This window comes from Tsuneonella flava, from assembly GCF_002870965.1.
Lineage (GTDB): Bacteria > Pseudomonadota > Alphaproteobacteria > Sphingomonadales > Sphingomonadaceae > Tsuneonella > Tsuneonella flava.
Genome location: NZ_PHSO01000005.1, coordinates 172,331 through 195,596, shown reverse-complemented (window position 1 = coordinate 195,596; position 23,266 = coordinate 172,331). Strand labels below are relative to the sequence as shown.

21 protein-coding genes are annotated in these 23,266 nt (G+C 62.8%); 11 read left to right on the top strand and 10 right to left on the bottom strand.

Going from position 1 to position 23,266, the window contains the following annotated elements; genetic code table 11:
• The first annotated feature begins 14 nt into the window (after positions 1-14).
• From mnmG to CV013_RS07940, 8 genes are all read left to right on the top strand, one after another.
• Complete coding sequence (gene mnmG, locus CV013_RS07975) at positions 15-1,871, top strand: tRNA uridine-5-carboxymethylaminomethyl(34) synthesis enzyme MnmG (protein WP_102154746.1); 1,857 nt, start codon at positions 15-17, stop codon at positions 1,869-1,871.
• Positions 1,868-2,503 (top strand): 16S rRNA (guanine(527)-N(7))-methyltransferase RsmG, encoded by a 636-nt coding sequence (gene rsmG, locus CV013_RS07970; protein ID WP_102154745.1) that lies wholly within the window; start codon positions 1,868-1,870, stop codon positions 2,501-2,503. Before mnmG ends, rsmG begins: the two co-directional genes overlap by 4 nt.
• The gene (locus tag CV013_RS07965) at positions 2,500-3,276 is read left to right on the top strand and encodes a ParA family protein (RefSeq protein WP_102154744.1); all 777 of its coding nucleotides are present in this window, start codon (positions 2,500-2,502) and stop codon (positions 3,274-3,276) included. The genes rsmG and CV013_RS07965 overlap by 4 nt, the downstream gene beginning before the upstream one ends.
• Positions 3,273-4,256 carry a ParB/RepB/Spo0J family partition protein gene (locus tag CV013_RS07960; protein ID WP_102154743.1) on the top strand — a complete coding sequence of 328 codons (984 nt, stop codon included), beginning with the start codon at positions 3,273-3,275 and terminating at the stop codon, positions 4,254-4,256. Before CV013_RS07965 ends, CV013_RS07960 begins: the two co-directional genes overlap by 4 nt.
• Positions 4,257-4,361: 105 nt before the next feature.
• Complete coding sequence (locus CV013_RS07955) at positions 4,362-4,856, top strand: Csu type fimbrial protein (RefSeq protein WP_102154742.1); 495 nt, start codon at positions 4,362-4,364, stop codon at positions 4,854-4,856.
• A 203-nt stretch (positions 4,857-5,059) separates the two neighbouring features.
• On the top strand, positions 5,060-5,533 hold the full coding sequence (locus CV013_RS07950) for a Csu type fimbrial protein (RefSeq protein ID WP_102154741.1): 474 nt from the start codon (positions 5,060-5,062) through the stop codon (positions 5,531-5,533).
• Between the two features lie 17 nt (positions 5,534-5,550).
• Positions 5,551-6,297 carry a fimbrial biogenesis chaperone gene (locus CV013_RS07945; protein ID WP_102154740.1) on the top strand — a complete coding sequence of 249 codons (747 nt, stop codon included), beginning with the start codon at positions 5,551-5,553 and terminating at the stop codon, positions 6,295-6,297.
• Positions 6,298-6,424: 127 nt separating this feature from the next.
• Entirely contained in the window at positions 6,425-8,791 is a 2,367-nt protein-coding gene (locus tag CV013_RS07940; protein WP_157935745.1) for a fimbria/pilus outer membrane usher protein, read from the top strand.
• A 188-nt stretch (positions 8,792-8,979) separates the two neighbouring features.
• Here CV013_RS07940 and CV013_RS15950 read toward each other — a convergent pair whose 3' ends face one another.
• Both CV013_RS15950 and CV013_RS07930 read right to left on the bottom strand, forming a co-directional pair.
• Positions 8,980-9,891 carry a hypothetical protein gene (locus tag CV013_RS15950; RefSeq protein WP_102154738.1) on the bottom strand — a complete coding sequence of 304 codons (912 nt, stop codon included), beginning with the start codon at positions 9,889-9,891 and terminating at the stop codon, positions 8,980-8,982.
• 145 nt (positions 9,892-10,036) lie between these two features.
• Positions 10,037-10,519, bottom strand: a complete 483-nt coding sequence (locus tag CV013_RS07930) for a GAF domain-containing protein (RefSeq protein WP_102154737.1) — start codon at positions 10,517-10,519, stop codon at positions 10,037-10,039.
• Positions 10,520-10,607: 88 nt separating this feature from the next.
• On the opposite strand from CV013_RS07930, the gene CV013_RS07925 reads away from it, so the two are divergent.
• A complete protein-coding gene (locus tag CV013_RS07925; RefSeq protein WP_102154736.1) occupies positions 10,608-12,068 on the top strand; it encodes a PQQ-dependent sugar dehydrogenase in 1,461 nt (486 codons plus the stop codon).
• A 46-nt stretch (positions 12,069-12,114) separates the two neighbouring features.
• Here the strand turns inward: CV013_RS07925 and CV013_RS07920 are convergent, their stop codons facing one another.
• Both CV013_RS07920 and CV013_RS07915 read right to left on the bottom strand, forming a co-directional pair.
• Entirely contained in the window at positions 12,115-12,930 is an 816-nt protein-coding gene (locus tag CV013_RS07920) for a DUF815 domain-containing protein (RefSeq protein WP_102154735.1), read from the bottom strand.
• The gene (locus tag CV013_RS07915; RefSeq protein ID WP_223805169.1) at positions 12,927-14,675 is read right to left on the bottom strand and encodes an acyl-CoA dehydrogenase; all 1,749 of its coding nucleotides are present in this window, start codon (positions 14,673-14,675) and stop codon (positions 12,927-12,929) included. The genes CV013_RS07920 and CV013_RS07915 overlap by 4 nt, the downstream gene beginning before the upstream one ends.
• A gap of 47 nt (positions 14,676-14,722) precedes the next feature.
• On the opposite strand from CV013_RS07915, the gene CV013_RS07910 reads away from it, so the two are divergent.
• Positions 14,723-15,664, top strand: a complete 942-nt coding sequence (locus CV013_RS07910; protein WP_102154734.1) for an L-threonylcarbamoyladenylate synthase — start codon at positions 14,723-14,725, stop codon at positions 15,662-15,664.
• 289 nt (positions 15,665-15,953) lie between these two features.
• Here the strand turns inward: CV013_RS07910 and CV013_RS07905 are convergent, their stop codons facing one another.
• The 6 genes from CV013_RS07905 to CV013_RS07880 form a co-directional block, all read right to left on the bottom strand.
• The gene (locus tag CV013_RS07905; protein ID WP_102154733.1) at positions 15,954-16,286 is read right to left on the bottom strand and encodes a hypothetical protein; all 333 of its coding nucleotides are present in this window, start codon (positions 16,284-16,286) and stop codon (positions 15,954-15,956) included.
• A gap of 54 nt (positions 16,287-16,340) precedes the next feature.
• Entirely contained in the window at positions 16,341-17,135 is a 795-nt protein-coding gene (locus CV013_RS07900) for a head GIN domain-containing protein (protein WP_223805168.1), read from the bottom strand.
• Positions 17,136-17,269: 134 nt separating this feature from the next.
• Positions 17,270-17,803: a CarD family transcriptional regulator gene (locus tag CV013_RS07895; protein WP_102154732.1), complete on the bottom strand. Its 534-nt coding sequence runs from the start codon at positions 17,801-17,803 to the stop codon at positions 17,270-17,272.
• A 286-nt stretch (positions 17,804-18,089) separates the two neighbouring features.
• Positions 18,090-18,428 carry a ferredoxin FdxA gene (fdxA, locus tag CV013_RS07890; RefSeq protein ID WP_102154731.1) on the bottom strand — a complete coding sequence of 113 codons (339 nt, stop codon included), beginning with the start codon at positions 18,426-18,428 and terminating at the stop codon, positions 18,090-18,092.
• On the bottom strand, positions 18,425-18,736 hold the full coding sequence (locus tag CV013_RS07885) for an RNA-binding S4 domain-containing protein (RefSeq protein ID WP_102154730.1): 312 nt from the start codon (positions 18,734-18,736) through the stop codon (positions 18,425-18,427). Before CV013_RS07885 ends, fdxA begins: the two co-directional genes overlap by 4 nt.
• A 9-nt stretch (positions 18,737-18,745) precedes the next feature.
• Positions 18,746-21,406: a helicase-related protein gene (locus tag CV013_RS07880; RefSeq protein WP_223805241.1), complete on the bottom strand. Its 2,661-nt coding sequence runs from the start codon at positions 21,404-21,406 to the stop codon at positions 18,746-18,748.
• A 197-nt stretch (positions 21,407-21,603) separates the two neighbouring features.
• Between CV013_RS07880 and CV013_RS07875 the strand changes: the two genes are divergently transcribed.
• Positions 21,604-23,259 (top strand): M23 family metallopeptidase, encoded by a 1,656-nt coding sequence (locus CV013_RS07875; RefSeq protein ID WP_321196964.1) that lies wholly within the window; start codon positions 21,604-21,606, stop codon positions 23,257-23,259.
• Positions 23,260-23,266: the final 7 nt, after the last annotated feature.

Here is a 23,266-nt window from a genome sequence, read left to right as displayed (position 1 = left end):
ATTTGCAGCGACATATGAAGCAGTTTGATATCATCGTAGTCGGCGGCGGACATGCAGGCGTCGAGGCGGCGGCGGTTGCCGCCCGCATGGGTGCACGCGTGGCTTTGGTGACCTTCGATCGGCAAACCGTGGGCGCGATGAGCTGCAATCCGGCCATAGGTGGCCTGGGTAAAGGACACCTGGTTCGTGAAGTGGATGCGTTTGATGGCATCATCGGTCGCGCTGCAGATGCCGCTGCGATCCATTATCGGATGCTCAACCGCTCGAAAGGCAGCGCTGTATGGGGTCCGCGGGTTCAGGCCGATCGGGTGCTATTCAAGGCGGCTGTCCAGCATTTGCTGGACAGGCAGGGCGATCTTACCGTTGTTGAAGGCGAGGCGGCCGGGCTCGTATTGCATGGTGGGAGAATTGTCGGTCTGACCTTGGCTGACGGTCAGCGGATCGATGCCGGTGCGGTTGTCCTGTGCACGGGGACGTTTCTGGGAGGTACTCTGTTCCGGGGGGAGGAGCAGTTCGAAGGTGGACGAATCGGGGAGAGTTCGGCGCAGATTCTCGCAGCGCAATTGCGCGAGGCGGATTTGCCGATGGCACGGCTCAAGACTGGAACGCCGCCACGCCTCGACGGACGTACTATCGATTGGGCTCGTCTGGAGGAGCAGCCTTCCGATGCTGAACACTGGACTATGTCGCCACTTTCCCCGAGCCGAACCAATCCGCAGCTTGCCTGTGCAATATCGCGTACAACCGCGGCGGGGCATGATGTGATCCGGGCGAACCTTCATCGCTCCCCGTTATTCAGCGGAGCTATTGGGGCGACTGGTCCGCGTTATTGCCCTTCGATTGAAGACAAGATCCATCGCTTCGGTGATCGCGATGGACATCAGGTCTTTTTGGAGCCGGAAGGGTTAGCGAGCAATCTTGTCTATCCCAATGGAGTCAGTACCTCGTTGCCGGTCGACGTCCAGCTGGCTTTCCTGCGGACAATGGCCGGGCTCGAACGTGTTGAGATGGCTGTGCCCGGCTATGCCGTGGAATACGATCATATAGATCCCCGCGCGCTGGATTCTGGTTTGCAGGTTCGGGTGATCCCCGGTCTATATTGCGCTGGGCAAATAAATGGCACTACCGGTTATGAAGAGGCAGCAGCTCAGGGGCTGGTTGCCGGGATGCACGCAAGTGCTGCCGTGCTGGGGCGTAGCGCTGCCGCGATGGATCGGGCCAATTCCTATATCGCTGTCATGATTGACGACCTGACTCTTCATGGAGCGAGCGAGCCGTATCGCATGCTGACCGCGCGTGCGGAATACCGTCTGCGCCTTCGGGCGAGTAACGCGACGACGCGCCTTACCCCACTGGCTCTTTCTGCGGGATGTGTCGGTGCGGAGCGGAGGGAGTGGTATGCGGAGCGCTCTGCGAAACGTTCCGCGTGGAACGAAGCCCTCACTGTTCCAGTTTCTTCGGTCGATCTGGCCGAAGCGGGATTCGATGTGAAGCGAGACGCGGGTTCCAAGCCGCTGGCGGAATGGCTTGCACACCCACACCTGACCGCAGAGCGTCTTACGCCCTGGCTGCCCAAGGGCTTTGCGTCGGATGATGTGGGCTTTGAGTTGGTGGAAGATGCAGCTTACGCCCCCTATCTCGCCCGACAGGAGGCCGAGCTAAGAGATTTAAGGGCTAGCGATGCTGTTCGTATTCCGGCCGATTTTTCATATGCGACGGTGCCCGGTCTCTCACATGAGATGATAGAGCGCCTTACCTCAGCAAGCCCTGAGACGCTCGCCGCTGCGGGTAGAGTGCCTGGCGTGACACCTGCCGCGCTGGCAGCGCTGCTCGTGCGAGTACGTCGTCACGGTCAGGACGTTGCAGCATGATCACCAACGAGCAGGAGGCACGGGCGCTGGTGGAACGGTTATGCGACGTTGACGCCGCACCCCGGTTCGATTTGTTCGTTGAGCGACTCCGTGAAGAGAATGGTCGGCAGAACCTCGTGTCTGCTGCGTCACTAGATTCGGTGTGGCAGCGCCATATCGCGGACTCGATCCAGCTCCTCCTCCATGTTCCACGTGAAACAACAATGGAATTGTGGCTCGATCTTGGCACTGGTGCGGGTTTCCCAGGTCTCGCAATTGCGATGGCCCGACCGGAGTGGAATGTCTGTCTGGTCGAGTCGCGCAAGCGTCGGGTTGAATGGCTTTCGGCAATGGCAGCCGAGCTTGAACTGCCTAGATGCCGGATTGAAGGTAAGCGGCTGGAGCTGGTCGATAGCGCTCCTGCGTCAGTCATATCGGCTCGTGCCTTTGCCCCGTTGCCGCGCCTACTCGACTTATCCCGTCGATTTTCCACAAGCGGAACACTGTGGTTGTTGCCGAAAGGGCGCTCGGCAGCGAATGAAGTCGATGAGCTGCCGCGCCAGTTAAAGCGCATGTTCCACGTGGAACCCTCGCTAACCGATCCCGAATCGGGTATCGTCGTCGGAAGAGCCAAGGAGGCGAAGCCCGCATGATCACAATCGCCATTGCAAACCAGAAAGGCGGGGTGGGGAAGACCACTACGGCGATCAATATTGCCACCGCCATGGCCGCCACCGGGTGGAAAACACTTCTGATCGACCTCGATCCGCAGGGTAATGCCTCTACCGGGCTAGGGCTTGGTAACGACGATCGAGAGAGTTCGAGTTATGAGCTGCTTGTTGAAGGCGCTCCGCTGGTGTCCTGCATTCAACCCACCAGCATTCCAGGAATGGATATTGTTCCCGCGACTCAGGATTTGAGCGGCGCGGAAGTGGAGCTGGTCGCAGTAGAAGATCGCACGGCGCGCCTTTCGAAGGCGCTTTCCGGGCATATGGGGCATGATATTGCCTTTATCGACTGTCCACCGTCGCTTGGTCTGCTCACGCTGAATGCGTTGAGTGCGGCCGATACTTTGCTGGTGCCATTACAATGCGAGTTCTTTGCGCTCGAGGGGCTCAGCCAGCTCTTGCAAACGGTGGAGCGGGTGCAGAGTCGGTTCAATCCAGATCTGGGTATTATCGGCATTGCGCTGACAATGTTCGATCGCCGCAATCGCTTAACCGATCAGGTGGCGGACGATGTGCGTGATTGCCTTGGTAATCTGGTGTTCGAATCGGTGATCCCCCGCAACGTCCGTCTTTCCGAGGCGCCCAGTCATGGGCTGCCCGCTCTGGTTTACGATCACAACTGCCCCGGCAGCCGCGCCTATATCTCGCTTGCGCGGGAATTAATCGGGCGAATTCCTGGTGAAAGGAAGGCGGCATGAGCGAATCAAAAGATTCAGCCATTCGATTCTCGATTCCCGAACGGCCGAAGGGGGATACCAGAAAGAAGCTTGGCAAGGGCCTTGGCGCGCTGTTGGGCGAGACGCGTCGGGAAGAACCTTTGATCTCCGATGGTTCGAATAGTGCTGCTCAAGATATTGAAAAATCGGGTGTTTCAGGGCTTTCTAGTCTTGCGGTCGCATCGATTGAGCCACTTCCCGATCAGCCACGCAAACATTTCGATGCCGATGCGTTAGACCAACTGGCTCAATCGATCGCTCAGCGCGGAGTGATTCAGCCGATCATAGTTCGTCCTCTTGCCGGAGGTCGCTACCAGCTGGTGGCTGGCGAGCGACGCTGGCGCGCCGCGCAAAAAGCGCGCCTGCACGAGATTCCCGCGCTGGTCCGCGATCTGGACGAACGCGAGGTTATGGCGCTCGCCCTGATCGAGAACGTGCAGCGCGAAGATCTCAATCCCGTGGAAGAAGGCAGGGCTTATCAAAGGCTTGCTGATCTGGAAGGGATGACTCAGGCAGAAATCGCGCAACTGGTAGATAAGTCGCGTAGTCATGTCGCCAATTTGCAACGCCTGTTGCTCCTTCCCGACGAAGTACTGGAGATGGTGGAAGCTGATTCGCTCTCGATGGGGCATGCGCGGGCATTGATCGGCAACGATAATGCGGTCGAATTTGCGCGTCAGGCGGTGAAGGATAAGCTGTCCGTTCGTGAAGTGGAGCGACTCGTGCGCCGTAGCGGCACGGATGGCGGAGAATCGAATGCCCGTCGCAAAACCAGAGCGGCCCGAAATCCGGCAAGCGATGCCGATATCGCTGCGGTTCAGCGCCATCTGGAAGAATTTCTTGGACTTAGTGTGCAGATCAAGACTGATACCGATCCGCGCGCAGGCACAGTATCGATTCGCTATCGCACGCTGGATCAACTCGATCTTATCTGTCAGCGCCTGACAGGCGGCGATATCTGATTCCTCCGCTCTGCACAAAATGCATACAGATAATTTTTCTTAGGACGTCAGTAAGCATTTTCACTTAGGAAGAACCTCGATTGGGGAACTTCTACAGTGAAATTCATGCTGAAAATCGCTGCTCTACCTGTAACCGTGGCCTGTCTGGCCGTGGCGAATCCGGCATATGCGGGCGAGGCGACGAATACTGTTGCACTCGCGTTGGAAGTGCAGCCGGGTTGCCGCCTTGATACCGAGCCACTGATGTTCGGCAACGCGAATTTCTTTACCGGCCAGATCGACGCAACTTCGACTATCGATGTGCGTTGCAATCCCGGCACGGCCTATACGGTGGCCGTCGATAACGGCGACAATGCCCTGAACAGCCAACGCCGGATGGTCTCGACGAGCGCGTTTCTCGGCCTGTTCCGGTATGTGAATTATCAGATCTACCGCAATCCCGGCCGTAATCAGGTGTGGGGATCGAATCCGGGCCATGTCGTTAGTGGCGTAATTCCGGCTAGCGGACATGCTACCCACACAATGTACGGTCGCGTACCGAACACCATCGCCTGGTCGGTTGAATATCGCGACACGGTTACTGTCACCCTCACATTTTAAGTCGCCCGGCGACTAATCCTTGCCTGTTGAATGAATACAGCTGCCCGGAAGCATCCGGGCGGTTTTACATTTCGTTAACCATACATTCGCTATGTAAAAATACATAATGAGGATGCGAAAGTCGCTTAACCATTAGCGTTTTCGAAAGCATTCTTGGTCATGAAGGGACCCGGCAGTTAGCCAACATTTAGGGGATCAATATCATGCGTAAGATTGCAATCGTTCTTGCCGCGTCTGCGGCTGTTGTGGCCACTCCGGCGCTCGCTCAGACGGCAACCGGCACTGTTGAAGTGTCACTCAATGTCTCGTCGGCCTGCAGCGTTACCGCAGAGCCGCTGTCGTTTGGTTCGGTTACCGCGCTCGACGCGGCGATCGATGCCAGTTCGCCCACGACGGTGAAGTGCACGCCGAATGCCAATTACACTGTCAACGTCGGCTACGGCTCGAACGCTGGCGCCGGCACGGTGCGCAAGCTGAAGTCAAGCGCGGGCGATGAAGTGAGCTATGCGCTCTACACAGATGCAACCCGCACCACCGAATGGACCCCGACATCGGGCCGCACCGGTGTCGGCAATGGCTCCGACCAGTCGATGACAATTTATGGCCGCGTTCCGAGTCAGGCCGCCGTTCCGGCAGGCAACTACACCGACTCGGTCGTGGTTACCGTTACTTACTAATATCTATGGAGGAATGAATGACCCGCACCCGGATATTCTTGCGAACGATCGCTGCGATCGTGGCGTGCGGGTCATTCACTCCCGGAACTGGCAGTATTTCTGCGGCCCTTTCAGCCCCGACCGATACTGGCGCAGGGCTGAACATATCGCCGCTGCGTATCGAAATCGAAAGCACACAATCCGGCGCAACCGTATTGGTTGCCAATCGCGCAACGCGCGCATTGCCAGTGCAGACGCGGCTTTTTGAATGGACGCAGGAAGGTGGTGAAGACGTTTATGCGCCCAGCACGGCACTGACCATCTCGCCGTCCATCATTTCCATCCCGGCCGGGGAAACACAAATCGTGCGGTTGATCCGCAAAGGGCCTGCGACCGCCGGGGAAAAGCGGTATCGCCTGATCGTCGATCAGTTGCCCGATCCAACGCTGGCTCACTCCGGGACGGCGGAAGCGCGCATTCGCTTTAACGTTCCGGTATTCATCGATCGTGACAAGGCGGTGCCGGAATCGCTCGCCTGGACTATCGGGCCCGATGGGCTGACCGTTACGAACAGTGGCGGCGCGACGGTAAAGATCGTTCGGATTGACGCAAAGAAGGCCAATGGCGCCCCCATCGAGCTTCAGCGCAACTCGCTGCGCTATGTCATGGGCGGATCGACGATTTTCTGGCCCGTAGCGAATGCCTGCTCCCTCGGTCCGGTGACAATCACTGTACAGATGGACGGCCGGACGGTCGATGCGACACCTCGTACGACGTGCAACTAACTCCGCTCTAGCGCTTCTCGTCGCATTCACGGCGCTCTGCTCCTCTCCTCTGGCGGCTCAAAGCGACCCGTTCGCTCTGCCAGAAGGCTTGACAGCACAAAGCGTCAGGGATGCGCCCGGTCCCGGCATGTCCGAGATCGTGGTCGACGGAATGCGACAGGACCGGATGGTCGACCTGCAAGGGCACGGCACTGCCATGCGGATCGACGCTGACGCAGCGCGGGCTGCCGGGCTGCCGGTGCCAGACGGGGCGACCGGTTATATCCCGCTGTCATCCCTGCAGATTTACCAGTTCAAATTCGACCCTCTCGCCCAGCTCCTCTCAGTCACGCTGTTTCGGAAGGCGGGTGGCGAGAACCTCAAGGACTTCGTCACAGCGACCGACAGGCGCGGGGAAAGCAACCCGCTGACGGCATTGCGTATCGACTACGATCTGTCAGCGACACTTTCGCGATCGGGGGCGAGCGCGGGGGGCGTATTCGATGCTGCGGTCGTGCGCGGAAACATGGCTGTCAACACCAGTGTCCGGGTGACGAGCACTCCGCAAGATGGCTCGCCCGCTTTGCTCCGTTTGCAAACCGCCGCAAGTATTGCATTTGAAAACAAGGGCCTTGTCGCCACGGCGGGCGACTTCGTCAGTGCCGGCAGCCAGACGCAGCGGGCCGTGCGCCTGGGCGGTTTGCAGATTGGCACCGACTTCAGCCTGCGCCCCGATCTCGTGACGACGCCGCTGCCGGCGTTCAGTGGCAATGTCGCTGTACCGACATCGCTGGATATCCTGACAGCAGATTCGCGATATCAGCTGGGCGAGGTAAAGCCCGGAGAATTCACGGTTCGTAACATTCCCAGCCAGCCGGGCCGGGGTGAAGTATCGGTGATTATGAACGATACTTTAGGGCGCGAAATGATTGAAACGACTAAGTTTTATATGTCGCGTGACCTCCTGGCGCCCAAAACTCACCAATACGCCGCCAATTTTGGCTTCGTAAGGCGCGGTTTTGGTCGGGTCAGTAACGATTATGGCGCATTCGTCGCCACCGGATTTTACCGCCGCGGAATTTCGCAGCGCTTGACCGTCGAAGCGAGCGGCGAATGGTCGGCCGGGATCGCCAATGCCGGTGGCCGCGCCGATCTGGTGCTGGCCGATGTGGCGCAACTAACGGTTGAAGGCCGGATCAGTCATGACGGCACCATTGGCAACGGTGTGCTGGCGAACTTTGCGCTCGAATCGCTTGGGCGCACGATCAGCGGGCGGATCGCTGCGACCATCCCAACCGCACACTATCGCGACGTTGCTGCCCATCTGGGGGACGAAGCACCGCCGCGGCAGTATTCCGCGCAGCTATCCTATCGCCTGTCGTCTGCCAGCGAAATGCAGCTCTCGTTTGCGCGACAGGAATACAGCGGCGAGGGTGTGACCCAAAATCCAACTCAGTCGCCGCACAGCCGGTTTAACGAAGCGCTCAACGCCAATTTCCGTTCGCGCCTGTCGCGCCGGGCGTCGTTTTTTGCAGGTGGCGGATATCGCCGCACCGAATACGGCACCGGGTATTCCGGGGCTGTGGGCCTGTCGGTCAGCCTGGGCGGCCAGCGCCATGCCAGCGCTCTGGCCAGTTACAACGACGGCACACCCAGCGGGGCGCTGACTTATTCGAAAGATGCAGTGCGCGACGGGCAAGTGGGATACCGCGCCGCGGTGAATGCATCGGATTCGTCGCAACGCGTGGCGGGCGGCCTGTCGTGGCGCAACCGCAATTTCCTGATCGATGGACAAGTGGAGCAGGTCGATGGTCGCTTCGCCGCGCGGGTCGATGCGCGGGGCACATTGCTGGTGGCCGGGGGCACGGTGTTCGCCCGCAACCAGAGCGGCGGCAGCTATGCGCTGGTACGGACCACCGGGAAAGTGGCAGGCGTGCCGATTACCCGGGAAAACCGCACTGTCGGTGCTACTGACCGCAATGGCTTGCTGCTGGTGCAGAACATCCCGTCGCAAGCGCGGATCAAGATCGATGTCGATGCAGACCATTTGCCCGCCGATGCAGTGGTGCGCGATACCACGCATCACATCGTCGTGCCCCGCCGCGCAGTGGCGCTGGTAGAGATCGACGCGGTCCACTTCCGCCCGATCATGCGTAAAGTGGTGATGGCAGACGGGCGGCCGGTCGCCCCCGGCATGCCGGTGCAGATGAATCCGTCGGGCACGACAACGATGATCGGTTACGACGGGATGGTCGAAATCAATGCGGCATCGGGCGACAGCGCACTGGTGATCGGCACGCCTACTATGGGATGCGTGGTCGGTCTGCCCGCCGCCGACAGTTTCGATGACAGCGACGACACACCGCTGGTGTGCCAGATGCGCTCTATCGTGGAGAGCGGCCAGCCTGCACCGGGTACGAAAGTCGCGCGGAGCAACTCAGCGGGCGGAATCGCCGGTGTGGCACCGGGGCGGACTGCCCTTGCAGGCGAAACGCTCCACCGACTGACTGACTAGTGAGCTGCAACCGAAGTTGTATCGCTCTTCTCTGTCATTGCCTGCCTCCACCGGACCCCCGATCCGGGGCCCTGCTTCCGGTGGATGTGGCGATGGGCCGTGGATTGGCACGTCGCTACGCTCCTCGCAATGACGAGAGGCTGCGGGGGGGGCGGGCATGAAGCTCTGGTTGCGCCCGTCAACGGGCCTTACTTGTTCCTGGTGTACTTGATGCGTTTATCGCCCGCAGGGACAGAACGGCGGGCCGGGCGGTCGATCCGGCGGCTGCGTACTGCAGGGGCGGGCACATCGACCCATTCTTCGGTGACTGTTTCATGCACCACGCGGCGCTGCGGCACGGCCACCATCATTGGCACCATTCTATAAGCATAGCCGTAGCCGGGATAGCCATAGGCATATCCGCCCTGTTGCGGATATCCGGCAGTATACCGATCGAGATAGGCCTCGCATTCGGCGCGGCGCTTGTGATTGTTCGACGCGCCAATCGCACTGCCGATGGCGAGCCCGGCCAGCCCGCCGACCCCGGCACCGATCAGCGATCCGGCCAGCCGTTCGCCAGCTCCGGCAATGCGGTTGCCGGCAACGCCACCAGCCACTGCGCCCAGCAAGCCGCCGATCACGCCGGCGCGATCTTTCTCTTTCACTCCGCGCAGCCGGTCCTGACAATTGTCGAGCCAGGCGTCACGGTCGAACTGCGGTGCAGGGGCGGGAGCTTGCGCGCCATAGCCATAGGCCGGTGCGCCAGCCGGGCCGGGATAGGCCATCGGTGCATATCCGCCCATCGGCGCAGCATATTCAGGGTAGGGGGCCGGTGCAGGAACTGGCTCTGCCCACGGGCTGCCCTCTGCATGGCGATGGTCATGCTGCCATTCCGCAGGGGGGGCAACATGCATCGGCGGCGCTGCGGGCAGGGGCGGTGCGGGAGGCATTGCGGCGGGGGCACCGGGCAGCGGCTGCACCACCGGTTCTTCGGTATAGACCGGAGCGGCCTGCCCGGGCTGCGCGTATTCGTATGTCATTTCCTGCGCCATCGACGGGCTGGCGAAAGCGAGCGCCACGGCGGCGGCCGATGCGGCCAGAAGTTGGCGTTGGAAAGTCATGCGATAATTCCCTGTTTACAGAGGGCAAGAATACGAATCTCTCACCATTAACGCAGAATTTATCATGATAATCGGGAGTTTCAGAAGAGCGAGCCGCGCCTATGTCCCGAAACGGGCCGGAAACACGGTGAAGTTTAAGTGTCTGTCAGATGCGAGTGGAAAGCAGAGCGGCCAGCGCTTCCACCCCGGCTGCATCGTCGGCATCGAACCGCGCCGGTTCGGGGCTGTCGAGATCGATCACTGCGATCACCGCTCCATCGCGGATCACGGGCACCACCAGTTCGGATCGGCTGGCGGAATCGCAGGCGATATGGCCGGGGAAGGCGTGGACATCGGCCACCAGCTGCGTCTGTGCCGATTGCGCGGCAGCGCCGCAGACTCCTTTGCCCACGGGAATGCGGATGCAGGCGGGGCGGCCAACAAACGGACCCAGCACAAGCTCGCCATCGATCATGCGATAGAATCCCGCCCAGTTGAGCTGAGGGAGAAATTCCCACAGCAGTGCGGCGACATTGGCCATATTGGCGACGCCATCCGGCTCCCCCGATGTCAGCGCCTCGGCGGCGCTGGCAAGCTGGCGGTATCGTTCGGCGGCGGGCAGATCGGGATCGGGCGCGAAATCGTACATGGTGGCGGCTATTTAGGTGGGGCAATCGCGTTGCGCCAGTGCGTTGCGCCGTTGCCGGGAACGGGCACTGCGGCTATTCCGTCGTATTATGAGCACAGGTCGCAAGATTCTCGTCGGCGCAATTATCGCCATCGTCATCCTGGCAGGGGTGTTTTTCTATCTCCGTATGCCGGACAAGGCGCAGGTTGCCTTCGCGAACGTTACAGGTGCCGATCCCGAATTGACCGATCCGCGCGCGGAAAGCTTCCCCACCGCTGAAGTGGCGAAGCCGGTCGGTTGGGCAGAAGGGGAAAAGCCCGTGGCCGCGCCGGGCCTGACAGTCGAGCGATTCTCTGTCGGTCTGTCGCATCCGCGCACCCTGTACACTCTGCCCAATGGCGATGTGCTGGTGGCGCTGACCAATCGTCCGCCGGAATCGGATATCGGCGGAATCGAAGGGTTTATTGCGGGTTTCCTGTTTGCCAAAGCCGGGGCCGATGTTGCGTCGGCCAATGAAATCGCGGTGTTGCGCGATAGCAATGGCGATGGCCGGGCCGATCAGACTTTCCCGATGAAGAACGCGGCGCTGGCTTCCCCCTCTGGCATGGCGTGGCACGATGGAACGCTTTACGTCGCCAATCACAATGCCTTGCTGGCGTTTCCCTTCACGCCGGGCGACACGAAGCTGACGGGCAAACCGAAGAAGCTGATGGATCTGCCAGGTGGCGGCAACCACTGGATGCGTAATGTCGTGATCGATCCGGCAGGCGAAAACCTCTACGTCGCGGTGGGTTCGGCATCGAACATCGCTGAGCGCGGGATAGAGGCGGAACAGGGCCGCGCTGCAATCTGGCAATATTCGCTCAAGACGGGGAAGGCGCGCCTGTTCGCCAGCGGGATGCGTAATCCCAACGGGCTGGCATTCAGCCCGTGGACGGGCGAGTTGTGGACGACAGTGAACGAACGCGACATGCTTGGTTCGGATCTGGTGCCCGATTATCTCACTAACGTGCCGATCGGCGCGCAATACGGCTGGCCGTGGGTGTATTGGCGGGAGAATTTCGACCAGCGGGTCGATGCGCCGCAACCGGCCTATTTCAATCCGCAATATGTCCGCATCCCCGAATATGCACTGGGGCCGCATGTCGCTGCGTTGGGGCTGACTTTCGCGGGCAATGGTTCGCGGCTGGGCGAAAAATTTGTGTCGGGCGCGGTGATTGCCGAGCATGGATCGTGGAATCGCGAGCCCAAATCGGGCTACGATGTCGTGTTCGTGCGGTTCGACGCGCGCGGCAATCCCACGGGCAAGCCGGTGCCGATCCTGACCGGCTTCCTCTCCAAAGATGGCAAGACCACGCATGGCCGCCCGACCTGGGTTGCCTGGGCGAAGGATGGCGCGCTGCTGGTGAGCGACGACACCGCGGGCATCGTCTGGCGTGTGACGGCACCGGGGGCCAAACCGGCACCGGAGATCAAGCCGCTGACCGGCCCCTCGCTGCCGCCGCAACGCGAACTGCGCGGGCAGGAGGCATCGTTCGGGGAAAGCTACGCACAGGAAGTACCGAAGTAAGCCTGCGTTACGGGCGCGGGGTGCTTTAGCCGCGCCGGGGCGGGGCCTACAGTGCCTTGCCCGCGCGCCCGGCCAGCTCCGCAACATATTGCCACGCCGTGCGGCCCGAACGGGCACCGCGCCGTCGCGCCCATTCCAGCGCGTCGCCCGGTTCCCATTCCAGACCCAGCGGATCGGCATAGGCATCGACGATAGCAAGGTAATCGTCCTGCGATGCAGCGTGGAAACCGACGCTGAGGCCAAACCGGTCGGCCAGCGCCAGCATATCGTCCACTGCGTCGCGCGGATTGATCGGATCGTCCTGCTCGCTCATGTGCCGTTCGACGATGGCGCGACGATTGGATGTCACCGCCAGCCGCACGTTGGCAGGGCGCGCTTCGACTCCGCCTTCCAGCCAGCTTCGCAGGTGGCGCGGCCCGGCATGGTCGCTGTCGAACCCCAGATCGTCGAGATAGACCAGCATGTTGCGCTCCACCTTCGCCAGTTTGGCGAACAGCGCGGGGATCGTCGACAGCGCATCGGTGCCCACTTGCACCAGTGCCACCCGCTGCGGCGCATCGGCCTGCGCGGCGATGATCGATGCGCGGATCAGCGCGCTCTTGCCCATGCCGCGCGATCCCCACAGCAGCATGTCGTGCGCGGCGGCCCCTTGCGCCAGCCGGGCGACGTTTTCGGCCACGACGCGCTTCTGCCGCTCGATCCCTTTCAACTGGTCGAGCGACGGTGCCCTGAAACTGGCCACGGGCCGCGCTGCCTTGCCATCCCAGATGTAGGCGGGCGCGGCCAGCCAGTCGGGATCGGGCGCAGGTGGCGGCGCGATCCGTTCCAGCGCCGCCGCGATTCTTTCCAGCGGATCGCTCATCCTGCCAGTGCCTCGCTATCGAGCGTATAGAGCAGCGCCGCACCGGCGGTGGCCGATGCCTTCAGGCCCATCGCCTCCGGCACGATATGATCGATGAAATAGCGGACCGTCACCGGCTTCACCTGAGCGAGCGAGGGGGCCGCACCATCGGCCACCGCGCGCGCCTGACGCAGCAATTGCCACCCGGTGACCGCCACCGCACACATTGTAGTGAACGGCACGCTGCCCGCCAGCCGGTCGTCGAGGCTGGCAGTGTCGCGCATCCATTGGGCAATCGCGACGCAATCCTGCGCCAGAGCTGCCAGATTGCTCTCGTCCGCTGCATCGCGGGCGATATCCTGCAACAGCCGCTCGACTGCGCCGCCGCCATCCATGCCCAGTTTGCGGGTCACCAGATCGGCGGCCTGAATGCCGTTGGTCCCTTCGTAAATCGGGGCAATCCGCGCATCGCGGTAATGCTGGGCCGCGCCGGTTTCTTCGATGAAGCCCATTCCGCCGTGGACCTGCACCCCGATGCTTGCCACTTCGCAGCCGATATCGGTGCCCCATGCCTTGAGCAGCGGCACCAGAACCTCGGCGCGCGTCGCGGCATCGGCATCGCCCAGCGTGCCCCGATCGACCTGACCGGCGGTGTAATAGAGCAGCGCACGCGCCCCTTCGGTCAGTGCCTTCATCCGTATCAGCATCCGGCGCACGTCGGGGTGTTCGATGATCGCCACCGGCGATTTGTCTGCCGCACCGGCGCGGGGCGACTGCACGCGTTCCTTGGCATAGGCGATGGCTTGCTGGGTGGCGCGTTCGGCAATCTGCACGCCCTGACTGCCGACATTGATCCGCGCGTTGTTCATCATCGTGAACATCGCCATCAGCCCGCGATTTTCCGCGCCGACCAGCTCGCCGATGCACTCGCCGCCAGTGCCCGCGCCTTCGCCGAAGCTCATCACGCATGTGGGGGAGGCATTGATGCCCAGCTTGTGTTCCAGGCTGACGCAGCGCAAATCGTTGCGCGCGCCCAGCGATCCGTCGTCGTTCACATGATATTTGGGCACGACAAACAGCGAAATGCCCCTGCTGCCTTCCGGTGCGCCGGGCAGGCGGGCAAGTACGAGGTGGATGATGTTTTCCGCCAGTTCGTGTTCGCCCCAGGTGATGAAGATTTTCGATCCGTTGATCCGGTATTTGCCCGCGTGTTCGCCTTCCCCGATCGGCGTGGCGGTAGTCCGCAGTGCGCCCACGTCGCTGCCTGCTTGCGGCTCGGTCAGGTTCATCGTGCCCGACCATGCCCCGCTGATAAGCTTGGGCAGATACTTCGCTTTCTGCGCCTCGGCCCCATGATGGAACAGCGCCTCCACTGCGCCGACCGAGAGGATCGGCAGCAGAGTGAAGGCCATGTTGGCCGTGCCCAGATTTTCCAGCACATTGGTCGCCAATGCGAATGGCAGGCCCTGCCCGCCGAAATCGGCAGGGGCGGCAATCGTGTTCCACCCCTGCTCGATATAATCGCCATAAGCACCGGCAAACCCATCGGGCAGGTGCACGGTGCCGTCTGTCAGTTTCGCCCCTTCGAGATCGCCCGTGCGGTTGAGCGGCGCCCATTCACCGGCGGCAAGCGCACCGATTCCTTCGACAATGGCGGACACCATATCGGGCTCCGCGGCAGCAAAGCGTTCGTTTTGTGCGAGTTCGTCGATCCCGGTGTTGACCGAAAGAGCGAGCAACTGGTCGGCAGTGGCGGGGGTGTACACGCGGTTCTCCTTGGGCTTTCGTCGCGCGCTGCTTATAGCGCCATGCGATGAGCGACAAGGACGCTACGGTAAGGCTGGCCGCCGATGCGGCGGGAATCGCGCAAGCGGCGCAATTGCTGCGCGCCGGGGTGCTTGTCGCGCTGCCGACAGAGACGGTCTATGGCCTTGCGGCGCGGGCCGATAGCGATGCCGCGATTGCCGCTGTCTATCGCGCGAAGGGGCGGCCCGATTTCAATCCGTTGATCGTCCATGTCCCCTCGCTGGCGGCGGCAGAGCGGCTGGCTGTGTTCGATGATCGCGCCCGCGCACTGGCAACGGCTTTCTGGCCGGGGCCGCTGACTCTGGTGGTGCCGCTGCGCGCGCAGGCGGAAATCGCTCCGGCGGTTACGGCAGGGTTGCCGACGATTGCCGTGCGTTGCCCCGCGCATCCGGTGATGCGGGCGGTGCTCGAACAGTGCGATCTGCCACTGGCCGCGCCATCGGCCAACAGGAGCGGGGCCGTCAGCCCGACCGATGCAGATCATGTGCTGGCGACGCTCGACGGGCGGATTGCCGCTGTGCTCGATGGCGGGACGTGCGAGCGCGGGCTGGAATCGACTATCGTGGCGGTTCGCGAATCCGGCTGGCAACTGTTGCGCCACGGGCCGATTCCGCAAGCCGATCTGACAGCGATGCTCGGCCCGCCCGATCCGGTACTCTCGGCCAAAGTGGAGGCGCCGGGCCAGTTGGCGCAGCACTATTCGCCGGGAAAACCCGTGCGGCTGGGCGCGTCTGAGGCGGAGGCGGACGAATTCATGATCGGGTTCGGCCCGGTGGCGGGTGATTGCACGCTATCGGCCGATGGCGATCTGGCAGAGGCAGCGGCGCGGCTCTACGCCTGCCTGCATATGGCGGCCGCTTCGCCCAAACCGCGCGTCGCGGTCGCCCCGATTGCCGATGAAGGCATCGGTGCGGCCATCAACGACCGTCTGCGCCGTGCGGCGGCGTGAAAGTTTATCGGAATGGCACATCGTCGCCCCGGACTTGATCCGGGGCCCCGCTTTTCCTTTTAGCGTAAGGAGGCAGAAGGGCGGAGCTGGAGCCCGGCTCGGGGGCTGGGGTGACGTGGAAGAGGGCGGGCGGTGCACCGGACTCACAGCCAGAGTGATGCAGGCAGGTTCACGGTTTCAACTAACCGCCGCTTTCCTCGTCATTGCGAGGAGCGCAGCGACGCGGGAATCCATGCGATGCAGCTCGTCTTTATCGCGACTGAGGCAACGGGGAACCGCCTGATCCGCGTCACCGATCGGGTTCGTAGGGCACCTGCGGCTTCAGTACTTCGATCTCGTGTTCCACTTCGGCCAGATCGCGACAGGCGCGTTCGTTGCCGTCGCTGCATTTGCGCTCCAGCTTTTCGCGTTCGCGCTGCAATTTGCCCAGACGTTCTTCGCGTTTGCGGATTTCGCGGCCGCGCTTCTCGTCCGCTTCGGATTGGCTGGTAGTGGCCATATCGACAGCTTTGCTGCCGATTTTGACCGGTGCGGTCGCCACGTCGAGCGCGGTTTTCGCAAGGCAACCGCCGAGCAAGGGCAAGGCGGTCAGGGCAACCAAGGTGGGGGCTATGCGACGCATCGAAATTCCTCTCGATGCAGGCGCATAGCCGCGCCAGCCTTGCAGGTCGATGACTCAGGAGTCGCTGGCGGGATCGTTCGGTGCTTCGGGCACGCTCTTGTCGCTACCATCGGGGGTTACGCGGTTGCAGCGCAGCTTACCCGAACCGTTCGAAGATACCGTGCAGGTGGCGTTGCCGGTAACAGTGACGTCGCCCGAACCCATGATGCTGGCATCGACTTTGCCGTCGCTGGCGAAGGACGCGCTGCCCGATCCGGCGACGGTGACATCCGCGCTATCCACTTTCAGCCCGGCCATCTTCGAATTGCCTGAACCTGCAACACTGAGATCGAGCGATTTTGCTGTACCCGCTGCTGTGTAGCTGCCCGATCCGGCAATCGTAACGTCGAGCGATCCGGCGGTGACTTTCGCGGTTTTGACCGATCCGCTGCCAGCCACGGTCACTTCCGCATCGCCGACCAGGTTCTGTGCGTCGATCGTGCCCGATCCGGCCAGCGTCAGCTTGGTCAGGCGCGGCAGAGTGACATGCACTGTGGCCTTGCCCAGTTTGTCCCCGCTGTTTTTCTCGCGCATGATGCCCAGCGCATCGTCATCGATGGTAAAGCGCACTGCGTCTGTCGCCTTGGCATCTCCGCTGACTTCGATTGTCAGCGCATCGCCATCGGTAACGACGACATTGTCCGGCCCGGCCAGAACGACTTCGGTGGGCGTTTTGCCCTTGGTGTCGAGCTCAGCCAGCGGTACGCCGCTTTTGCCGTTGATCGAAATGTGGCCGTCGCAGGCGGATACGCCCAGTGCGACCACCATTGCAGCGAGGGGCGCAACGCCCTTGATAATCTTGTGAAGCATCTATCCTGCCCTGTTTGTTTGCGGTGACTTCCGTGTTGCCGATGTAATACACTGAGCAACGCGCCGCAACTGCACAAAGCAAGGGGGCCGCCCTTGCGGACGGCCCCTGTCGATGCCTGTAAGACGTTGGTCGATCAGGCTTCTTCGGCGTTCTCGTAATACTGCGGTGCGTGTTCGCGCAGGACGTCGAGAATCTTTTCGAGCGCGGTCGGCTCGTCGGTTTTTTCCATCGCAGCCAGTTCGCGAGCGAGGCGGCTGGAGGCCGCTTCGAAGATCTGGCGTTCGGAATACGACTGCTCAGGTTGATCGTCGGGGCGGAACAGGTCGCGGGTCACTTCGGCGATCAGTACGATTTCGCCGGAATTGATCTTCGCTTCGTATTCCTGCGCGCGGCGGCTCCACATCGTGCGCTTGACCTTGGGCTTGCCCTTCAGCGTCTCCATCGCTTCTTTCAGCGTTTTGTCGCTGGAAAGCTTACGCATGCCGATCGCTTCGACTTTGTTGACCGGGACGCGGAGAGTCATCTTCTCCTTCTCGAACCGGAGGACATAGAGTTCGAGCTGCATACCGGCGATTTCCTCGCTCTGCAGTTCGATCACACGGCCAACGCCGTGCTTGGGATAGACTACGTAATCGCCGACATCGAAAGCCGGGGCCTGAGTTGCCATCAATCGTCCTTTCCTGGCGACGCGGCCAGCGCCTGCAAGCGGACCAATCCTCTCTGGCGACCGGGTTGGATTACGCGGTCGTGAGCGAGTCTGGACTGTATGCTGGTTCGTCGCGCCTGTTCCTGCACTCAAAACGCCGCCGCGAGTCGCCACGCGACCCGGCGGGTTGTGTAATTATATAACAGGTTGGCAACAAAATTTCCACCCCGACAGTAAAGCGAGGGAAATCAGGCCCAGAGAAGGGGCAGATGCCGCGCGGAATCGGGCGCGCGGCAGGGGGGCGGTCTTAGTCGCCTTCGCCCGGTTCGGGGCTGAAGTATTTGTCGAACTTGCCTTCTTCGCCCTTGTGCTCGTCCGCATCGGCGGGCGGTTCTTTCTGGCTGGTGATGTTCGGCCATTCGGCGGAATACTTGGTGTTGATCTCCAGCCACTGTTCGAGGTTGTCCTCGGTATCGGGCAGGATGGCTTCCGCCGGGCATTCCGGTTCGCATACGCCGCAGTCGATGCATTCGCTGGGGTTGATGACCAGCATGTTCTCGCCTTCGTAGAAGCAATCGACCGGACACACCTCGACGCAATCGGTGTACTTGCACTTGATGCACGCGTCGGTGACGACATAAGTCATGGAAGCTGGCCCCTTTCAGGCGATTGATCTTTCTGGCCCGCTATCGCGGTTTGCCGCGTCGGGTCAAGCACCCGATAACATGCCAGTGCTTCTGCCGCCGGACCGCGCCGGGTGGGAAGGGCGGCGATTTCGATCACCTGCACCCCGGCGGGCAGCGGTATCGTGAGCGTATCGCCTGCGACGATATCCTGACTGGCGCGCAGCACCCGCTGCCCGTTGCGGCGGATATGCCCCCGACCGACAAGCGCCTGTGCGATGCTGCGGCTCTTCGTTAGCCGCAACTGCCACAGCAGCTTGTCGATTCGCATGTCAGCCGATCATTTGCGGAGCAGGTCCGCCAGTGCGGCAAAGGCATTGCCCGGTTGCGGCGCGGATGGCGCGGAGGTGCCGCGGGGCTTCCCGCCACCCTTTCTCGGCGGACGCTTGCCGTGAGGCTTGCCCCGGGGCGAATCGCCCTTGTGCGCGGCGCCTTTCTGGCCGCCACCCTTTTGCCCGTGGCCCCGTTGCTTGCCGCCTTCCTTCGCCGGGCGCCCGGCGCCATCGCCATCGACACGGCGGGCGAAGCCGGGGCGCCAGCTCCACCGATCGGGAGCAGGTGGGCCAAAGGCCCCTTCGGCCAGCGCGCGCGCACTGTTCGCGCGGAATCCACCCGCACCGAGCAGGCGCTTCCAGCTATCCTCGGTCAGCCCGGTCGATACTGCCAGCGCCGGATCGAGCGTGAACTGGCGCGCAGTGGCCTTCGCCCGCGCCTCGTGCGCGGCGCGCAGCAGTTTTTCCGCGACATCGACCCGCACCGCCTGTTCCCCTGCAGGGCGATATCCGCTGGGCAGGCGATTGCCGCCGGGAATCACCGCCCGCATCGCCGCTTCCAGCGGGCGCTGGTCCGCGCCGCTGGCATGAAACGCCGCGCGCGCAGCAGGCTTGAGCAAAGCGGGTGCGAATACATCGAGCGCGCCGAATACAACGCCCAGCTTACGCAGGAACGGGCGGGCTTCGCGGGGCAGATGTTCGATCCCGGTGCGTTCGCGGGTGGCATAGCCGTGCCCGTCGATCAGGTTGAGCAGCAGCGCACGCGCTTCGCTGCCAGCTGCCGGATCGCGCGATGCCTCCTCCAGTTTGGCGAGCGGTTCGAGCGGAGCGAGCTGCGCGGCGACCCATGCTTCCAGCGCGGTAAGAAATTCGGTTTTCGCCGGTTCGGGCAAGGCGGCCAGTTCGCGCGAAGGCACGATGCGGGGCGCAGTGGCGATCTGAGTTGATTCGAGCCGGGCGATTTCAGTGCCATTCCACGTCACCGCGCCATCGGTCAGCGCCATGCCGGGCAGTTCGGCGGCGATCAGCACACGGGCGCGGTCGCCCAGCAGCCGGGGCAGCGCCTTTTCCGCCGCCGACAGCAGCAGGCGATGATCGGCATGGTTGACGCGGTGATCGACCACGAAGCGGAACGCTTCGACATGGCCGATCGGCTCGCCTTCGACAGCAACGAGGCCGTCTTCCGTCAGAGTGACAGGTAACAGTGCGGGGTCTTGTCCAAGATTCTTCATCAGGATTGCCGTCCTCCGGTTGACGAAGCGTTCTGTCAACCGGGCATGAAGCGCATCGGACAATCGCGCCTCCGCTGCACGGGCACGTGCGGCCATTTCGTCACGCGCCAGAACCCAGTCGGGCCGCTGGCAGATATAGGCCCAGCTGCGAATCGCAGCGATGCGCCCTTGCAGCGTGTCGATATCGCCGGTCGTCCGGTCCAGTTCGGATATCCGCGCCGCGACATAATCCGCGCCGATGTATCCGCCGCGCAGATCCTGCCACAGGCGGGCGACGAAGCGGGTATGCACGTCCACCCCGTGCTGCCGGAAATCGGGCAGGCGGCACACGTCCCACAGGCGACGGACCATGCCGGGCGTCGTGACGTCATCCGCCAGCGGTTCTTCGGCCAGCCGTTTCAGCACCGCCAGGTCGATCGCTTCGGGTGCGCGGGCGAGTTGCGGTTCGGGCGGAATCGCTTCCAGATCGTCGATCAGAGTGTCGATCGAATCGTATCGCGGCTCTGCTTCGCGCCAGAACAGCCGGGTCAGCGGGGCGAAGCGGTGTTCTTCGATGGCGTAGATTTCTTCTTCGGTGAATTCGGGGCTTTGGTGCTGCCCGGCCAGTGTGCCGAAAGTGCCGTCGCGGTGGTGCCGACCCGCGCGGCCGGCGATCTGAGCCATTTCCGCCGGGTTCAGCCGCCGCTGACGCTGCCCGTCGAATTTCGACAGCCCGGCGAAGGCGACGTGAGTTACATCGAGGTTCAGCCCCATGCCGATGGCATCGGTGGCGACGATATAATCCACTTCGCCAGACTGGAACAATGCGACCTGCCGGTTGCGCGTTTCCGGGCTGAGCGCCCCCATCACGACGGCGGCACCGCCGCGAAACCGGCGGAGCATTTCCGCCACGGCATATACCTGTTCGGCGGAAAACGCGACGATGGCACTGCGCGGGGGCAGGCGGCTCAGCTTGCGCGGGCCGATATGGGTAAGCGTGGAAAAGCGGGGCCGGGTGACGATTTCCGCCCGCGGCGCCAGTGCCCGCACCATCGGTTCGAGTGTCGATGCGCCCAGCAACATCGTCTCTTCCCGCCCGCGTGTGTGGAGCAGGTGATCGGTGAACACGTGCCCCCGCTCGCGGTCGGCAGCGAGCTGCGCTTCGTCGAGCGCGGCAAACGCCAGCGGCCCGCCGCGCCAGTGTCCCCCGCGTGGCATCGCCTCTGCCGTGCAGCAGAAATAGCGGGCATCGGGCGGTTCGATCCGTTCTTCCCCGGTGATCAGGGCGACCGATTTCTCGCCCTTGATCGCCACCACCCGATCATAGACTTCGCGCGCCAGCAGGCGCAGCGGGAAACCGATGGCGCCGCTCGAATGCGCGCACATCCGTTCGATCGCAAGGTGCGTCTTCCCGGTGTTGGTAGGCCCGAGGACCGCCTTGATAATGGCATCGCTCACACCGCCGAAGGTGGCACTGTGCGGGCGGTACTGCAATGGGTTGCGCGATGTTCCCACAGCCCGCCGTGCACCTGACTCGGCCCGTCGCAACTTAAGGCGGAATTAACTTCAATCGGGCAGGGGTTTCAGGCAATTGGCCCGCAAGTGGGTCGTCGGCCGCATCGCGATGCGGCTCGGTTGAGTTGACGGAGAGCGCGGTGTTCACCACGCACGATCAGGATACGGCGGGCGATGACCCGGCGGACAGTCGGGCCGATGGTGGGCCGGGCTGGCGCGCTGCCGTACTGACGCATTCGCAGATCATGTCGGCGCAGATCGGGCCGGAAACATCGTCCGCGATCCTGCGCCGCTCGCACAATCTGGCGGAGCGGTTCGAAGCCTGGCGGCTGAAGACCAGCGAACGCCTCTCTAACATCGACTTCGCGCCCAATCTGGCGGAGGCGATCGGCAGCCGCCGCTGGTTTCGCGGGCTGGCAACGTTCCTTGGCCTGTCGGCGGCCAGCATTGCCTTCTGGCCGGGTTTCGCTCCGCTGGAGGCTGCCCCCGCCACGCGGGTCAGCGACAGCGTGCGCGACGAATTCCGCAGCCAGATGATCATGCCGCTGGCATTGGGCGGGGACAGCGGGCGACACATGGGGGCCACCGCCGCCGTGACGCCACTTGCCTCCGCCCCCGAACGGCCGCAGATCGAACTGGTTGCCACGCTGGCGCAAGGCGACAGTTTCGGGCGCATGTTGCAACGCGCCGGGATCGGCAGCGCCGATGCCGCGCGGGTGGAAGCGTTGATTTCCAAATCGGTTTCGCTGGCGGACATCGATCCGGGTACGCAAGTCGATATCACGCTGGGCCGCCGCACCGCGCCCAACAGCCCGCGCCCGCTGAGCGCGCTCGATTTCCGGGCGCGGTTCGATCTGGCGTTGTCGGTGCAGCGCGGGCCGGACGGCAACCTCTCGCTCGAACGCAAGCCGATCCGGGTGGACGATACCCCGCTGCGGATTCGCGGCACGGTCGGCTCCAGCCTCTATCGCTCGATGCGCGCTGCCGGTGCGCCCGCCAGCGCGGTGCAGCAATATCTCAAGGCGCTGGGCGATCAGGTCAACCTCGACAGTGCAGTGCGCTCTACCGATACGTTTGACATGATCGTCGATTATCGCCGCGCTGCCACAGGCGAACGACAGGCGGGCAAGCTGATCTATGCCGGGATCGACCGTGCCGGATCGCCCAAAGTGCAACTGATGCGCTGGGGCAGCGACGGGCGTTTCTACGAAGCGTCGGGCGTCGGGGAACAGCGCGCGGGGCTGATGCGCCCTGTGCCGGGATCGATCGGATCGAAATACGGCCCGCGCCGCCACCCGATTCTGGGCTATGTACGGATGCACGGCGGGATGGATTTCCATGCCAGTTATGGCCAGCCGATCGTGGCGGTGGCCGATGCGCGGGTTATCTCCGCCGGGCGCGCGGGCGGCTGCGGCAACGCAGTGAAGCTGCAACATGCCGCGGGCCTTGCCACCCGTTATTGCCATATGAGCAAGATGGCCGTGCGCGCCGGGCAATCGGTGCGGCGCGGGCAAGTGATCGGCTATGTCGGTTCCACCGGCCTCTCCACCGGGCCGCATTTGCATTACGAGATGTATCGCAACGGCAAGCGGATCAATCCGGCGTCGGTGCAATATGTCACCCGCGCTATGCTGTCGGGCGTGCAGTTGCAGCAGTTCCGCTCTGTCCTGTCGCAGATCAAGCAAGTCGAAGCGGGCGCGGCGCTGGCGCCGCTGGCCCCCACCGCCAGCGAAGCGAAATCGAGCGAGCCGGTGCGAGAGATCGACAAGCTCGACGAATCGAAAAAGGTCGACTGATCGCCGC